Consider the following 16,176-nt stretch of genomic DNA (forward strand, 5'->3'; position numbering starts at 1 on the left):
TTGACGTGGGAGGCGCCCTTGTTACGAAGTCCGGTTCGCGGGGCCGAGCGTGGCGGGCGGGACGCCCGTTGCAGCGCCTCTCGGCTCCCTCACCGAGGTTACAACCCCCGCGTCCGTTGTGTCAGGCGCGTCCCACATCCATCAGAGCGTCGGCAGTGGCGGACAGAAGGCGGGACCGTATCGGGACACTGTCGGGAACGCCGTGTCAGGGACGCCATTCCTCCTGATAGGCGGGATGGGTGGCGTACGGGAGCGCCAGCAGGCGCAGGACGTTCTCGCGCACCGCCTGCGCCGCCTCGGCCTCCGCGGTCCGGTGGCCCTGGCCGAGGACCCACGCCTGCTTCTCGTAGTCGTCGACGATCCGGCGCCGGGCGGCCACCTCGGCGAGCGTCCTGGACGGATGGTGGCGGGCGATGTGCTCGGCGTAGGCGCCGGTCTCCGCCCGCGCGACCGCGACGGTCTCCCCGGCTCCCGGCTCGGGATCGGCCTCGACCCGCCCGGACGGCGCGGCCCTCCACGCGTGGCCGGTGCAGTCTCGGGCTATCCGCTCGTCCCTGTCGAGCCGGGCACGGAGGAACTCCACCAAGTCCATGGAGCCATCCTGCACGCTGATCCGACGGGATGGCCCCGATGTGTTCCGAATAGTGAGACCCGCAGGAGCACGGCCGACCGGCGGGGTCAGCGGGGCGCGGCGACCGAGCCGAGCCAGAGCAGGTCGCGGGCCCGGGTCATCGCGACGAACAGCTGCCGCCTCGCCAGCTCCGAGCGCTCCCTGGCGGCCGGGTCGGCCGGGGACGCGGCGGTCAGGTCGGCGTCGTGGCGCGGCAGGAACACCTGCTTGAACTCCAGGCCCTTCGCCCGCCGGTAGGTGCCGAGCTTGACGGCCTCGACGGGCCGCCCGTCGTAGCGCTCCAGCCGCAGCACGGGGATGCCCGCGCGGCTCAGGCAGCGGTGGTAGTGGTCGATGTCGCGCCGCGAGCGGCACAGGACGGCGGCGCCCGCCAGCGCGGACGTCCCGTCCCCGCCGGGCGGCGCGGCGGTCAGCTCGCCGATCGCGGCGATCAGCCGGCGGTCGTGGTCGGCGAGGTCGGCGGCGTCCGCGCGGAGGACGCGGCCCTCGTGGTAGGTCGCGTGCACGGCGCGGCGGCCGTCCGGGCTCGGCCCCTCCAGGTCGTCGAACGGGTCGTCGGAGACGAGCGCGAGCGCGGTCTCCAGGATCGCGGCGGCGTTCCGGTAGTTGGTGCGGAGCACGGCGCCCCGCCCCTTGAGGCTGACCCCGGCGTCGGCGAGCCGGAACCCGCCCGGGTACACGGCCTGCTGGCCGTCGCCGATGAGCAGCAGCCCGTTCGGGCCGTCCCCCGCGAGCGCGTGCAGCAGCCGGACGCCGGTGAGGGTGAGGTCCTGGACCTCGTCCACGATCACGGCCGCGTAGGGCGGCTCGGCGGGGCGCGCCTCCAACTCCCCGACGGCCGCGAGCAGGACGTCGTTGAAGTCGCAGACGCCGCGCTCGGCGAGGCGTAACTCGTACTCCTCGTAGAGCAGCCAGGCGGCCTCGCGGTGCTCGGTCCGCAGGGCGGTGCGGCGGCCCGGCCTGGACACCGCGCGGTACTCCTCCAGGGAGGTCAGGCCGCGCCCCTTGATGACGTAGTCGATCTCCTCGCGCCAGTAGCCGGGGGTCGGCTCGATCTCGGGCAGGACGCTGTCGCGCCCCTCGGTCATCCAGGCGCGGGAGAACGCGTCGTCGGCGCGCCCGGCGTCGAGGTGGAGGCGTAAGCCCCGGCTTTCGAGGAAGTTCCTGGCCCAGGTGTGGAGGCTGGAGAACTCGACGCGGTCGGCGAAGTGGGCGGCCATCGTCCCGAACAGGCGGCACTGGACGCGCGGCAGGTTGTTGGCGAACGTGACGTAGAGGACGCGCCCGCGGCTCCGGCCGGCGAGGTGCGCGGCGCGGTGCAGGCCGACGACGGTCTTCCCGGTTCCGGCGGGCCCGCTGATGCGCGCGGGCCCGCTCCAGTCCCGTCCGACGAGGGACGCCTGGTCGGGGTGCAGGAACGTCATCCACCGCTCGATCGGAGCCTGGAGCATCGACTCCATGGCGACGCGCTCGACGTCCTCGGCGTCGAACAGCGCCTCGGCGGGCTCGGCCGCGGGCGGCGCCTCGGGCTCGTCGAGGGACGCCGCGTCGTGCTCGGGGAAGCAGTCGGCGAGGTGCTCGGACATCGCCCGCACCATCGCGGGCTTGACCTGGTCGGGCTCCGCGATCAGCGCGGGGACGGCGTCCTTCTGGCCGAGCAGGCGGACGTGGCCGACCCGCTCGTCCAGCCGGTGCCCGGCGAAGATCATGAGGGGCCGCACGGCGATCGGCGACATGCCCAGCGTGGCCGCGTGGTCCTCGGCGATCCGCGTCAGCTCGAGGAGTTTCCGGACCTCGTCGTCGCGGGGCTCGGCACCGGCCCGCAGCCGCCCGCCGACGACGGCGGGCGGCTCGCGCCAGCGCTTGACGTCGATGACGAACACGCCGCCGGGTCCGATCAGGATCATGTCGACGTTCGCGGACGGCGTCCCCGGCCACCGCCGGTCGACCAGCAGCCGCCAGCCGGTGGCGGTGAGCGCCATCAGCGTCGCGGCGACCTGCCGCTCGGCCTCGCCCGCGGCCTGCCAGCGGCCCGCCTGCCGGTGCGCCTCCCGGGACAGGCGCTGGAGCCGGACGGCCTCCTCGCGGATCCGGCGCGCCCGTCGTCCCGCCGATCCGCCTGCCGCCATCGCCCACCCCTGTCAGAAAATGTTCGGACTACTACACTTAGCAACAATGATCGCCCGGCAAAACCCTTACGACGTGGTCGGTGAGCGCTTCGCGGGGGTGCGGCCTTTCCAGGGGGTTCCCTTTCCCGTGTAGTGCCTGCGGGCGGAATCGACGGTCATGGTCGCGTACATGAGGGCGACGAGCGGGAGGGCCGGGGCGCGCAGCGGGGAGAGGCCGTAGAAGCGGAGCATGGGGACGTAGGTCAGGGTCATGATCGCCCAGGCGAGGGCTCCGGCGGCGGTGGCGAGGGCCGCGGCGGCTCCGCCGCCGAGGGCGAGCGCGGTCAGGCCCGCGAGGGTCGCGGCGGGCGGGACCGCGTAGGTCAGGAGGAGGGCGACGACCGTGGCGGCGAGGAGCGGGGGCGAGTATCTGAGCTGGTCGTAGGCGCTGCGGGCGACCATCGTCCACAGGTCGGCGAGGCGCGGGTAGGGGCGGCGGCTGGTCACGTCGCGGGACAGGTCGAGGCGGCAGCGGCCGCCGGAGCGCTTGACGAGGCGGCCGAGCGCGACGTCGTCGATCAGCGCGCCGCGGATGCGGCCGAGGCCGCCCGCCCGGTCGAGGACGGCCCGGCGGACGAGCACGCAGCCGCCCGCCGCCGCGGCCGTGCGCGCCCCGTCGCGGCTCACCCGGCGGAACGGGTAGAGCTGCGCGAAGAAGTACACGAAGGCGGGGACGATCAGGCGTTCCCAGGCGGTGCGGGTGCGGAGCGTCGCCATTTGGGAGACGAGGTCGCGTTCGCCGGTCGCGGCGGCGCGCACCAATTTCTTGAGGGCGCCCGGGCCGTAGGCGATGTCGGCGTCGGTGAACAGCAGGAATTCGGGGTCGCCCGCCGCCCGGACGCCTTCGGACATCGTCCACACCTTGCCCGCCCATCCGTCCGGACGTTCCGCCGCGGGGACGATGAGCAGCCTTTCCGTGGCGAGTCGACCGGCCGTCTCGGCGGTGCCGTCGGTGCTTCCGTCGTCGACCAGGACCACCCGGAACTCCCCCGGATATTCCTGCGCGAGAAGGGGCGGCAGCGTCTCCGGGAGGACGGCCGCCTCGTCGCGGGCCGGGACGACCGCGACGACGTCCGGCCATTCGGGCGGGTCGGCGCCGCCGTCCGGGAGGCCGGGCCCGGTGCGCCAGAACCCGCCGTGGCCGGAGGCCAGATACAGCCATCCCGCGAGCGCCGCCAGGGCGAGGATTCCCAGGACCACCACGTCCGGCAGCGTCGCATCGCGGGGGGCGTCCGTCCATGAGGCGCGGCGGCGGGATGTGCGTCGAATGACCTGTCCGTGCCGATCAACCCGCAATATGCTGGCCGTGGTCGCGGATCCACGGAGGGTCGGATGTCTCATTTCACGAAGGTGCGGACCCGGCTGACCGATGGCGGCGTGTTACGCCGGGCATTGGCGGAGATGGGGCACACCGTGCAGCCCGCCGGGCGCGGAGTGCGCGGATATCTGGGCCGCCGGACGAAGGCGGAGTTCAAGATCCGGCCGGCGGGCGGGGAGCACGAGATCGGTTTCGCGCCGTCCGACGAGGGCTATGTGCTGGTCGCCGACTGGTGGGGAATTCGCGGGCTGCGGGAAGAGCCGTTCGTGCGGGACCTGAAACAGAAGTACGCGCTGGTGAGCACCCTGTCGACGCTGGCGGAGCGGGGATTCGAGGTCGACCGGCGGAGCGTGGACGAGAAATCGGGGGACATCAGGGTCGTCCTCCGCCGAGTGGCGGTGTGAGGGCATGGACGAGACCGTCGAAGTGACCATCAAGAAGGACGGCAGCGTCGAGATCCATGTGACCGGCGTCGACGGCATGGCCTGCCTCGCCACCACCGAGGAACTGGTGTCGCTGCTCGGCGGCGAGGTCGAGTCGCAGGAACTCACGACCGAGGCGTACAACACCGTCGACGAATCGCAGGAGCAGCAGGACCGGTTGTGGCATTGAACGGTTTTCATCCGGCCCGTCCGCAACGGCCTGAACCGTGCGAGCTCAGCGAGGATGAAAGTCATTCAACGGGGGTGTGGCAGGTCCATGCCGTTCTTTCGCGGAGTGCCGCCAATGGTCCGGGGACGCGTTTCGTGGTGTGGACGCAAGGGTGCTCGCTGGGCTGCGAAGGCTGTTTCAATCCCGAGACGCACGGCGCGGGCGGCGAGCCGCGAAGCGTCCGGGACGTGGCCGGCGAGGCTCTCAGCGTGAAAGAGGACGTCGAGGGCGTCACGGTGAGCGGCGGCGAACCGCTCGAACAGCCCGCCGCTTTGCGCGAGTTCTGCGCGCTGGTCAGGCCGTCCGGGCTCGGGATCGTGGTGCTCAGCGGATTCGCCAGGAAAGAGATCGAGGCGAGCCCCGAAATGCTCGCGGCCGTCGAGAACGCGGACATGGTCGTCGCCGGGCGCTACAACCGGCGGCTGCACATCGCGGCCGGGCTGCGGGGGTCGTCCAACAAAGAATACTGGGCGATCACGCCGCGCTACTCGGCGGACGATTTCGCGGCCGTCCCGGAGAGCGAGGTCGTGATCTCCCCGGACGGGACGGTCGCGGTGACGGGCATGCACGGATGGGGAGACGATGAGCGTCCACGATGATCTGAACCTGTACCTGCGGGCGCGGGTCCCGATGATCGTCCTGGTGACCGTGGAGGAGCGGCGGGCGCTGGAGGTGCTCGACGAGGTGCGGGTCGGCCGGGACGCGCGGTCCGACCTCGTGATGTGGGACGTCGCGCGCGGCCTGACGTCCAGGGACGGCCGCCCGCTGCCGACCGCCGCGACCCCGGACGCCGCCCTCGACAAGATCGCCGAGATGGCGCGCGGCAACCCGAACCGCAAGGACCTCTACGTCCTGAAGGACTTCCACGAGTTCTGGCACCGGAACCCGGCCGTCAAGCGGAAGCTGCGCAACCTCGCGCACGAGCTCGTGTCGACGTACTCGTCGCTGGTGGTCACGACGCATTCGGCGGACGTCCCGCCGGAGCTCGGGGACGACGTCGTCGTCCTGGACATGCCGCTCCCCGATCTGCGGGAGCTGCGCGCCGACCTGGACGCGCTGATCGCGCAGACCAGGGTGGAGTGCGACCTGACCCAGCACGGGCGGTCGCGGCTGGCGCAGGCGGCGCTCGGGCTGACGGCGGCGCAGGCGCGGCGGGCGTTCTCCAAGGCGATCGTCCGCGACAAAGTGCTCGACGAGATGGACATCCCCGCCGTCCTGGAGGAGAAGAAGGCCGTCATCCGCGCGTCGCAGGCGCTGGAGTACTACTCGTCCGAGGACACCCTCGACGACGTCGGCGGCCTGGAGCTGCTGAAGGAGTGGCTGACGCTGCGCGAGAGCGCGTTCGGCGAGGAGGCCGCCCGGTTCGGGCTGCCCGCGCCGAAGGGCATGGCGCTGATCGGCATCCCCGGCACCGGCAAGAGCCTGACCGCGAAGATGATCAGCGGCCTGTGGCGGCTGCCGCTGCTGCGGCTCGACGTCGGCGCCCTGTTCGGGTCGCTCGTCGGGGAGTCGGAGGAGCGGCTCCGGCTCGCCCTGAAGATCACCGAGGTGGTCTCGCCGTGCGTGCTGTGGATCGACGAGATCGAGAAGTCGATGGCGTCCGGCGGCGGCGACGGCGGGACGTCGCAGCGCGTGTTCGGCACGATCCTGACCTGGATGCAGGAGAAGACGGCGCCGGTGTTCGTCGTCGCGACCGCCAACGACGTCGGCGCGCTGCCGCCGGAGACGCTCCGCCGCGGCCGGTTCGACGAGGTGTTCTTCCTCGACCTGCCGACCGACGGGGAGCGCCGCGAGATCCTCACCGTCCACCTGCGCAAGCGGCGGCGCGACCCGGGCGCGTTCGACGTGCTGCGGCTCGCCCGGCTGTCGGACGGCTACGTCGGCGCGGAGATCGAGCAGGCGATCGTCGACGCCATGCACCGGGCGTTCGCGGACGGCCCGCGCGACGTCACGACCGACGACATCGCGGCGGCGATCGGGCGGCTCGTCCCGCTCAGCAAGTCGCAACGGGAGCGCGTGGAGGATCTGCGGGCGTGGCTGCGCGACGGGCGCGCCCAGTCCGCGTCGTTCGCCGAGGCGACGACGGCCGCCGAGAACCAGGTCCGGCTGGAACTGGCGTGAGCCGGGCCGCCCGGGCCGCCGCGTCGGGCGGGCGGGGCCCGCGGGCGCGGTGGGCCTGGTGGCGGCTGTTCGCGGCGGCCGAGCGCGGCGACCCGGCCGCGCGGGCCGGGGTCGCCCTGGTCGCGGGCACGCCCGGGCACCGGCGCGGCGACCGGGCGCGGGAGGCGGTCGCGGCCTGGTGGGCGGAGAGCCGCGACCCCGCGATGCGCCGGGCCGTCCTTGAGACGGGAGCGGTCGGCAGGTCGGAACCGGCGCGTTCGCTGACGCTCGCGCTCCTCGGACGCCTCGGCACCGACTGGACCCCGCACGACGTCCACCAGGTGCGGGGCCTCCTCACCGACGTCGATCCCGGCGTCCGGGAGGGGGCGCTCGGGTTCTGCCTTGAGGCGTCCGGGGTCATGCACCAGGCGCTCTGGGCCGTCGCGGCGGGGTCGCCGCTGTGGCACATCCTCCGGCGGAACGGCACGCCGCCGCCCGGCCACGCGCTGAGCGCCCTGTGGGACGAGTGGGTGCGGGAGCCGTCCGAGTCGCTGTGGGAGGCGCTCGCCCGCTGGGGACGTCCCGCGACCGGCGGAGTCGCCGAGGCGCTGAGCGTCATCGCGCTGGAGGACGACCTCCGCGCGCCGATGGCCGACGCCCGGTTCCGCCAGGCGTTCATCACCGCGCTGGCGCTCGGCGACCATCCGCTCTGCGGGATCGCCGAGCGGAAGGCCGCGCGGCTGCTGGACCTGGAGTTCGCCGAGGAGATCTGCGCGCGGGCGATGGAGCGTCCCGACCTCGTCTGGTTCTGCAAGAAGCACCGGCTCGCGCCGAAGGACCAGGTGCGGCGCGCCCTGTTCTTCCTCCTGACCGGCCAGGCGGAGCAGCACCGCGCGCTCGACCCGGACGGGAGCCTCCTCTCCCTCGCCTACACCTCCGCCTCCGACGAGCAGCGCGCCCGCGCGCGGGAGGCGATGCTCAGCGAGGGCGACCTCGACCTCGTCCGGGTCATCGTCGGCGACGACCGGCGCGCGCGGATCCCGGACATGCCGCCCGAGGAGGTGCGGTACCTCGCCGGGCAGCTCGCCGCGCGCCGCGACTGGGACGGCCTCTGGGCGCTCGTCCAGGACGTCCCCGTCGAGACCGGCGTGGACCTGTTCCGCCTGTTCGACGGCTGGACCCCGCGCGACGAGGACGGCCGCCGCCTCTTCGAGATGTACGTGGAGACCGACCCGGCGACGGTCGCGACCGCGCTGGCGCACCTCCGGCCGGACTGGCAGCCGGTCGTCCTGCAGGCGAGGTTCCTGTTCCACGGCCGGGTCAACGACGTGTCGTTCGCGCCGGACGGCCCCTTCCTCGCCGCCGCCGGGACGAACAAGGTCGCGGGCGTGTTCGACCTGCGGACGGCGGAGCTGGTCGAACGGTACGAGGGGTTCAACTCGTCGGTGGGGCGCGTCCTGCACATCGGCGGCGGCGCGCTGGTCGCCGGTGAGCGCACCAACCGCGTCGACCGCGAATGCCGCGTGCTGCGCTGCGCGGACGGCGACGTCCGCACCCTGCACACGACGCCCGGGTCCATCACGTCGCTGACGGCGCGGAGCGGGGACGGCGCGTTCGCGGGCGGGACGCGGTCCGGCGAACTGCTGCTCGGCTCGCCGGGCGGGGAGGCGGTGGAGGCCCGTCCGGTCGGCGCGCTCGGGATGGGGCGCGGCCGGTGGCCCCGGTCGGTGGCGGCGCACACCGCGTCCGGGCGCCTCGCCGTCGTCGGACGGCGGCTCGTCGTGTTCGACCCGGCGACCAGCAGGGGCCCCGCCGTCCCGGAGGAGGCCCGGACGGCCGCGCGGGCCGCGTTCGTCGACGCCGACACGCTGGTCTACGCGGACCTGTCCGGGAACGTGACACGGCTGCGGTGGGACGGCGGCGTCCCCCGGCCTCCGCTGCGGGCCCGGATCCCGGGTCTCGGCGGGCTCGTCGCGCCGTCCGGGACGGGCGAGCCGATGCTCGTCGACCAGTCCGGCGACCTGCACTTCCTCGACCCGCTGACGCTCGCGCCGACGGGCGTGCACCGGGCGCCGTCCGGGCGGGCCCCGACCAGCCTGACCGTCTCGCCCGGCGGCGACTTCCTCGCGGTCGGCGACGCGGCGGGCCACACCGACCTGTACGACCTGCGCGTCCGGCAGGTGCCGCGGATCGTCCGGCGGCCGGTCGTGGACCTCGTGCCGAAGCACCTCGGCATCGCCCGGACGGCCCTCGCCGACCCGGCGGCGAGCGCCGAGGCGCGGGCGCTGCTCCGGCTGCTGCACGCCTGCCTGGAGCACCGGTTCCGGTTCGACGTGGAGATCGGGGACGCCGTGGCGCTCGCGGCGGGCGAGCACGACATCAGCCTGTGAGGGGGACGGGACGACGATGGCGGAACGGCGGCGCGCGGAGCGCTGGACGGCCATGGCCGCCAAGCGCGGGCCCCTCGGGCACTGGGCGGAGCGGCGGCTCTTCCGCGCGGCGGGCGACGGCGACGCGGCGGCCCGCGACGGCGTCGTCGAGATCGCGCGGACGGACGGCCACCGGCTGCGCGGCAGGGCCGCCGCGACCGTCGCCGGCTGGTGGGTCGAGACGCGCGACCCGTCCCTGCGCCGGGTCGTCGTCGAGACGGGCGCCGTCGCGGACGACCAGCCGGGGCGGCTGCTGACCCTCGCCCTGCACGACCGGCTGGACGAGTGGCTCGTGGCCGAGGTCCAGTGGGCGCCCGCGCTGCTCACCGAGACGGACGCCGACGTCCGCGCGGCGGCGGCCGCCGCGTGCGAGAACGCGGCCGGCGCCATGTTGCGCGCGTTGTGGAGCCTCTACACCGAGCCGGGGATGCCGCTGCGCGACGTCCTCCTGCGGAACGGGACGCCGCCGCCCGACAAGTCGCTGAACGTCCTCTGGAACGAGTGGCTGACCGTCCCCTCCCCCGGCACCGGGGAGGCGCTCCTGCGCTGGGGACGGCCCGCGACCGCCGGACGGTCGGTCCCGCAGACGGTGGTCGCGGTGGAGAACGACCGCGACGTCCTGCTGCGGGACCCGAACCGCAAGGCGCTCCTGGACGCGATCGTCCGCGCCGACGACCATCCGCTCTACGACATCGCCGTGGAGAAGTTCCACGCGCTGCGCGACCGGTCCCTCGTGGACGAGCTGTGCGAGCGGGCGCTGACGGACCCGGCGGCGGCCCGGTTCTGCGTCGCGCACCGGCTGGCCCCGTCCGACCCGGTGCGGCGCGCCCTGTTCTACCTGCTCACCCGCCAGCCCGGCCAGCTCCGCGCGCTCGACCCGGACGCGGGCCTGCTGTCCCTCGCGTACGCGGCGGCGCCCGGCGAGGACCGCGCCCGCGTCCGGGACGCCATGCTCACCGCGGGCGACCTCGACCTGGTCCGGGTCATCGTCGGCGACGACCGGCGCGCCCGGTTCGCCGCGATGCCCGCCGCGGAGGCCCGCTACCTCGCCGAGCGGCTCGCCGTCCGGCGCGACTGGCCCGCGCTGTGGGCGCTCGTCCAGGACCTGCCGGTCACGGCGGCGATCGAGCTGGTCCGGCTGTTCGACGGGTGGCTGCCGCGCACGGACGAGGAGCGCCGCCTCTTCGGCCTGCTGCGCGAGGCCGACCCGGAGGCCGTGGCGGCGGGCGCGGCGAGCCTCGGCGGGCTGCGGCGGACGGCCGTCCCGCAGGCGAGCCTGCTGTTCCACGGCCGGGTCAACGACGTGTCGTTCGCGCCGGACGGCCCGTTCCTCGCCGTCGCGGCCATGACCAAGGCGGCGGGCGTGTTCGACCTGCGCACCGCCGAGCTGATCGCGCGGTACGACGCCTTCAACTCGTCGGTGGGGCGCGTCCTGCACCTCGGCGACGGCACGATCGTCGCCGGGGAGCAGCCGAACCACGGGCAGGCGGAGTGCCGCCTGCTGCGCTGCTCGCCCGGCCGCGTCCGGGAGCTGCACACCACGCCGGGCGCGGTCACGTCGCTGGCGCTGACCCGCCGCGACGGGAGCTTCGCGGCGGCGACCCGCAGCGGGGACCTCCTGCTCGGCGCGCCCGGCGGCGAGCTGCGAGTCCAGCCGCTGGCGGAGCTCGGGCTCGGCAGGCGGCAGTGGCCCCGGCTGATCGCCGCGCACCGCGGCTCCGGCCGGATCGCCCTGCTCGGACGGTCCGTGCACCTCCTCGACGAGGCGGCCGAGAGCGCCACGACCATGTTCCCGGGGACGGCCCTGGTGCACGCCGAGTTCCTCGACGCCGAGAACCTCGTCTGCGCCCGGCAGGACGGGACGATCACCCGCGCGTCCCTGCGGGCGTCCCCGGACGCGGCGTACGTCCCGGAGGCGCGGACACAGGTCCCCGGCTTCGCGGGCCTCGGCGTACAGGACCGCACCGGCCGCGTGATCGTCGCCGACGGGTCGGGAGACCTGCATCTGCTCCGCGGCGCGGAGCTGGACGCGGTCGGCGTCCTCGCCGCGCCCCGGCCCGGGAAGCCGACCGGCCTGACGCTGTCGCCGGACGGCGAGTTCCTCGCGGTCGGCCACCGCAACGGCCGCGTCGACCTGTACGACCTGGCCCTGCACACGGTGCCCGAGCTGATCCGGCATCCGGTGGCCGACCTGGTGCCGCGCGACCTGGGGCTCGTCGAGGCGTTCGCGGCCGAGCCGGGGGTCGGCGGGAAGGCGCGGGTCGCGCTCGACCTCGTCCGGGCGTGCCTCGAACACCGGTTCCGCTTCGACGTCGAGCTGGGCGCCGCCGAGCGGCTGAAGGCCGGCGAACACGACATCAGCCTGTGAGGTGGGGGCATGACGGAACGGCGGCGGGCGACAGGACGGGCGACGGGGCGGGCGACAGGGCGGGCGGAGCGCCGGGTGGGGCGCTGGGCGGCGGCGAGCGCCCGGCGCGGTCCGTGGGGCGCCCGCGCCGCGCGGCTGCTGCTCGCGGCGGCCGCGCGGGACGCCCGCGCGCTGGCGGAGATCGCCCGCATCGCGCGGACGCCCGGCCACCGGCAGCGCGAACAGGCGAAGGCGATGATCGCGCTGTGCTGGACGCGGACCCGCGACCTCGACCTGCGCGCCGTCGTGCTGGAGACCGGCGCCGTCGCGGCGGGGACGCCGTCCAGACTGGAGACCCTCGCCCTGCTCGGACGGCTCGGCGAATGGGCGCCGTCCGACGCCGAGTGGGCGCCCGGCCTGCTCGCCGATCCGGACCCCGACGTGCGGCGCCACGCCGAGGACACCTGCCGGGACGCCACCGGCCCGCACCTCGCCGCCCTGTGGGAGGCGGGCGCCGGTCCGCAGACGCGGCTGCGCGCCGTCCTCCTGGCGAACGCGGCCCCGCCGCCCGGCCCGGCCCTCGACGCCCTGTGGGACGAATGGCTGACGTCCCCCGCCCATGACGTGTTCGACGCGCTGGCGCGCTGGCGGCGCCCGGCGGGCGACGAGCGGCTGATGCCGACGAGCGTGATCGTGCTGGAGTCGGACGCGGGCGTCCTGCGCCGGCCGCCCTACCGCGCGGCGCTGCTCGACGCGCTGGAGCGGCGGGGGCATCCCGTCCGGGAGATCGCCGCCGCGAAGATCCGGGAGCTGGACGACCGCCCGCTCGTCGAGCAGGTGTGCGAGCTGGCGCTCACCCGCCCGGAGCTGGCCGAGCTGTGCGCCGAGCACCGGCTCGCTCCCGCCGACCCCGTCCTCCGCGCCCTGTTCTACCTGCTCACCGGCCAGCCGGAGCAGCACCGCGCGCTCGACCCGGACGGAAGCCTGCTGTCCCTGGCGTACACCTCCGCGTCCGACGACCAGCGCGCCCGAGCCCGGCAGGCCATGCTCACCGAGGGCGACCTCGACCTCGTCCGCGTCATCGTCGGCGAGGACCGCCGCGAGCGCATCCCGACGATGACGGCGGAGGAGATCCGCTACATCGGCGAGCAGCTCGCCGCGCGACGCGCGTGGGACGACCTCTGGGCGCTCGTCCGGGACGTGCCGATCGCCACCGGGGCCGTCCTGTTCCGCCTGTTCGACGGCTGGACGCCGCGCGACGACGACGGCCGCCGCCTGTTCGCGCTGTTCCGCGCCGCCGACCTCGGCGCCGTCCGCGCGGGCCTCCGCCCCGAGGACGACGGGACGTGGCGCGCGGTCCGGCGGGCGCGGCTGCGGTTCCGCCACCATGTCGACGGCGTGTCGTTCGCGCCGGACGGCCCGTTCCTCGCCGTCGCCGGACGCCCCCGCGTCGCGGGCGTGTTCGACCTGCGCACCGCGCGGCTCGCCGAACGGTACGACTGGTTCGACGCGCCGGTCGGGAGCGTCCTGCACGTCGGGAACGGCGCGGTGATCGCCGGGGAGCGGTGGGCCGGGCAGGCGGCCGCGTGCCGGGTGCTGCGGTGCGCGGACGGCGACGTCCGGCCCCTGCACGAGGGCGCCGCGTCGATCACGTCGCTGGCGCTGGTCGGCGCGGACGGCGGCTTCGCGGGCGGCACCCGCGACGGGGAGGTGCTGCTCGGCTCGGCCGACGGCCGCGTCCGAGTGCGGCACGTCTCCGAGTTCGGCCTCGGCCGGCGGCAGTGGCCCCGGCAGATCACCGCGCACCGCGCCTCGGGGCGGCTCGCCCTGCTCGGCCGATCGGTCCACCTGGTGCACCCGGGAGGCGAGTCCGCGGTCAGCGCCCATCCGGGGCGGGCCGTCAGGTTCGCCGAGTTCGTCGACGCCTACACCGTCGTGTGCGCCGACCCGCACGGGTGGGCGACGCTGCTGCGGGTGGAGGACGGGCACCGCGTCCCGTCCCGGCAGGCGCAGATCCAGGGGTGCACGGGCCTCGGCGTGCTGCCGCACCTCAGCGAGCCCGTCATCACGGACAGGTCCGGCGACCTGCACTTCCTCAGCGGCACGACGCTCGACCGCATCGACACCCAGCACGGCCCCGGCGGCGGGCGGCCCACCGGCCTGACCGTGTCGCCGAGCGGGGAGTTCCTCGCCGCCGGGCACGGCGACGGCCACGTCGACCTGTACGATCTGCGGCTCCGCGAGGTGCCCGGGATCGCGCGGCGGCCGCTGGCCGAGCTGGTGCCGCGCCACCTCGGGCCGGTGGGCGCGGCGCTGTCCGCCCCGGCGGTCCGGGGACGGGACCGGGCCGTCCTCGAATTACTCCAGGCGTGCCTGGAGTACCGGTTCCGGTTCGACGTGGAGCTGGGCGGCGCCGTCCAGCTCGCGGCGGGCGTCCACGACATCAGCCTGTGAAGCACCAGCCCGCGAAGCACTGGCGGAAGGAAGGAACGGCATGACGACCCGCATCGGGATCGACTTCGGCACGGCGAACACCGTCGTCGCCGGATGGGACCACACCCTGGACAGGGGCGAGCCGATCCCGCTGCCCGGGCTCGACCTGTCGCGGGAGGGGAGCCGGGGCGTGGACCAGCGGGTCGTGCCGTCCCGGATCGCGTTCTCCGCGACGGACGACCGCCGCTGGATCGGCGCGCAGGTGACCGACGAGGTCGCCGCGGGACCGGGCGCGGTCGTGTTCCAGTCGACGAAGAGCGCGGTCACCGGACGGGCCGTCGACATCCCCCGGCGGCTCGGCGGCGACCGCACCGTGACGGCGCGGGAGGCGGCGACCCGGTTCCTGTCCGACGTGATGGCGAGCGCGATCCTCGCCGTCGACTCCGGCGACCTGGAGATCGTCGCGACCGCGCCGGTCGAGTCGTTCGACGCCTACCGGGACTGGCTCGTCCGGGAGGTCGGCGAGGACGCGGGCGGCGGCGCGCGGCTCCGCGTGGTGGACGAGGCGACCGCCGCCGCCGTCGGGTACAGCGCGCGGCTGAACCCGGGCGAGGTGTTCCTCGTGTTCGACTTCGGCGCCGGGACGCTCGACACGTCGGTGGTGAAGGTGCTGGATCCGTCCAACGCCACGGCGGGCGCCGCCGTCCGGACGATCTCCAAGGCGGGCCTCGACCTCGGCGGCGACCACATCGACGCGCTGCTCGCCGAGCACGTCGCGGAGAAGGCGGGCGTCCCGTTCGGCGACACCGAGGAGTACAACCGGGTGTTCCGGGAGCTGCTGCGGTCGGCGGAGCGGGCCAAGGTCGCGCTGACGGCGGCGGACGCGGCGGTCGTCGAGTCCGGGCCGTACCGGGTGGAGGTCGGGCGCGCGGACTTCGAGGGGCTGCTCCGGCAGAAGGACGTCCTCGGCCGGGTCAACCGGGCCTTGCGCAAGACGCTGGACGGCGCCGCCGCGAAGGGCTTCCCGGCCGACGAGATCGGCAAGGTGTTCCTCGTCGGCGGGACCAGCCTGATCCCGGCGGTGCGGGACGTCCTGTCGCTCCAGTTCCCGCCGGACGCCCTGCACCTGGACCGCCCGCTGGAGGCCGTCGCGGCCGGTGCGGCCGGGATCGCGGGCGGGTACGAACTGAGCGACCACATCCAGCACGACTACGCGATCCGCCACGTCAACCGCGACACCGGCGCGTACGAGTTCGAGACGCTCGTCCGGGCCGGGACCGAGTACCCGACGCCGGAGCCGGTGAAGATGCTCACGATCAAGGCGATCCGGGACGGGCAGCGCAACCTCGGCATCGCCGTGTACGAACTGGCCCACGCGAGCTACCGGGAGGCCAGTTCCGACCTGGAGATCATGTTCGACGCGAACGGCGGCGCGCGGACCGTCGCGGTCACCGCGCAGCGCATGCAGCAGCGGTCGCGGCTGTGGCTCAACGAGGACAGCCCGACGTTCCTGGAGGCCGACCCTCCGGCGAAGGCGGGAATCGACCGCTTCCGGCTCGACTTCCGGGTGGACGCGCAGAAGCGCCTGACCGTCTCCGCCTACGACATCCAGCGCAACCTCCTCGTCCTCGACCAACAACCCGTCGTCAGGCTGTCCTGAGGGAGCCTCATGTCGCATTTCACTAAGGTCCGTACCGCTATCACCGATCAGGATCGGCTCGTCGCCGTGTTGCGCGAGCTGGGCTTTCGCGAGGTCGAGTCGCATGCGCGGCCGACGCCGCTTTACGGATACCGGGGCGATGTCCGTCCGGAGAAGGCGGAGGTCGCCATCCGGCGGCGGCACGTCGGCACGGCGAGCAACGACATCGGGTTCCGCCGGACGGCGGACGGCACGTTCGAGGCCATCATCAGCGAGTTCGACCGCCGGAAATACAACGCGGAATGGCTGCGGAAGGTGGCGCGGCGGTACGGGCGGCTGACCGCGCTCGCCTACGCCGAGGCCAACGGCTTCACCGTCGCCGCCGAGGAGACCGACAGGCGGACGGGCGAGGTCAGGCTGACACTGCGGCGCACGGTGTTCTGAGGTCCGGCCGCGTCCT

General features: G+C 74.6%; 12 protein-coding genes and 1 riboswitch. Of the genes, 9 read left to right on the forward strand and 3 right to left on the reverse strand.

Annotation, left to right across the window (positions count from 1 at the left end):
* Nucleotides 1-3: 3 nt before the first annotated feature.
* A riboswitch (S-adenosyl-L-homocysteine riboswitch) is annotated at nt 4-88 on the reverse strand.
* A gap of 117 nt (nt 89-205) precedes the next feature.
* The 3 genes from FXF68_RS01885 to FXF68_RS01895 all read right to left on the reverse strand — a co-directional run bounded on the left by FXF68_RS01885 (nt 206) and on the right by FXF68_RS01895 (nt 4,002).
* Nucleotides 206-592 (reverse strand): DUF6221 family protein, encoded by a 387-nt coding sequence (locus FXF68_RS01885; RefSeq protein WP_148757106.1) that lies wholly within the window; start codon nt 590-592, stop codon nt 206-208.
* A gap of 86 nt (nt 593-678) precedes the next feature.
* Nucleotides 679-2,760, reverse strand: a complete 2,082-nt coding sequence (locus FXF68_RS01890; RefSeq protein ID WP_148757108.1) for a nuclease-related domain-containing DEAD/DEAH box helicase — start codon at nt 2,758-2,760, stop codon at nt 679-681.
* Nucleotides 2,761-2,826: 66 nt separating this feature from the next.
* The gene (locus FXF68_RS01895) at nt 2,827-4,002 is read right to left on the reverse strand and encodes a glycosyltransferase (protein WP_222869771.1); all 1,176 of its coding nucleotides are present in this window, start codon (nt 4,000-4,002) and stop codon (nt 2,827-2,829) included.
* A 129-nt stretch (nt 4,003-4,131) separates the two neighbouring features.
* Between FXF68_RS01895 and FXF68_RS01900 the strand changes: the two genes are divergently transcribed.
* From FXF68_RS01900 to FXF68_RS01940, 9 genes are all read left to right on the forward strand, one after another.
* Nucleotides 4,132-4,521 (forward strand): DUF1257 domain-containing protein, encoded by a 390-nt coding sequence (locus tag FXF68_RS01900; RefSeq protein ID WP_148757113.1) that lies wholly within the window; start codon nt 4,132-4,134, stop codon nt 4,519-4,521.
* Nucleotides 4,522-4,525: 4 nt separating this feature from the next.
* The gene (locus FXF68_RS01905) at nt 4,526-4,729 is read left to right on the forward strand and encodes a DUF2997 domain-containing protein (protein WP_148757115.1); all 204 of its coding nucleotides are present in this window, start codon (nt 4,526-4,528) and stop codon (nt 4,727-4,729) included.
* A gap of 74 nt (nt 4,730-4,803) precedes the next feature.
* Nucleotides 4,804-5,367 (forward strand): 4Fe-4S single cluster domain-containing protein, encoded by a 564-nt coding sequence (locus FXF68_RS01910; protein WP_281292113.1) that lies wholly within the window; start codon nt 4,804-4,806, stop codon nt 5,365-5,367.
* Entirely contained in the window at nt 5,351-6,889 is a 1,539-nt protein-coding gene (locus FXF68_RS01915; RefSeq protein ID WP_148757119.1) for an AAA family ATPase, read from the forward strand. Before FXF68_RS01910 ends, FXF68_RS01915 begins: the two co-directional genes overlap by 17 nt.
* Nucleotides 6,886-9,258, forward strand: a complete 2,373-nt coding sequence (locus FXF68_RS01920) for a WD40 repeat domain-containing protein (protein WP_148757120.1) — start codon at nt 6,886-6,888, stop codon at nt 9,256-9,258. The genes FXF68_RS01915 and FXF68_RS01920 overlap by 4 nt, the downstream gene beginning before the upstream one ends.
* A gap of 16 nt (nt 9,259-9,274) precedes the next feature.
* Nucleotides 9,275-11,665, forward strand: coding sequence for a WD40 repeat domain-containing protein (locus FXF68_RS01925; protein WP_148757122.1), 2,391 nt, complete (start codon nt 9,275-9,277; stop codon nt 11,663-11,665).
* Between the two features lie 9 nt (nt 11,666-11,674).
* The gene (locus tag FXF68_RS01930) at nt 11,675-14,098 is read left to right on the forward strand and encodes a hypothetical protein (protein ID WP_148757123.1); all 2,424 of its coding nucleotides are present in this window, start codon (nt 11,675-11,677) and stop codon (nt 14,096-14,098) included.
* Between the two features lie 40 nt (nt 14,099-14,138).
* A complete protein-coding gene (locus FXF68_RS01935; protein ID WP_148757125.1) occupies nt 14,139-15,737 on the forward strand; it encodes an Hsp70 family protein in 1,599 nt (532 codons plus the stop codon).
* 9 nt (nt 15,738-15,746) lie between these two features.
* The gene (locus FXF68_RS01940) at nt 15,747-16,160 is read left to right on the forward strand and encodes a DUF1257 domain-containing protein (protein ID WP_148757127.1); all 414 of its coding nucleotides are present in this window, start codon (nt 15,747-15,749) and stop codon (nt 16,158-16,160) included.
* Nucleotides 16,161-16,176: the final 16 nt, after the last annotated feature.

It is taken from the genome of Actinomadura decatromicini, from assembly GCF_008121305.1.
In the GTDB taxonomy this organism is placed as follows: Bacteria; Actinomycetota; Actinomycetes; order Streptosporangiales; family Streptosporangiaceae; genus Spirillospora; species Spirillospora syzygii.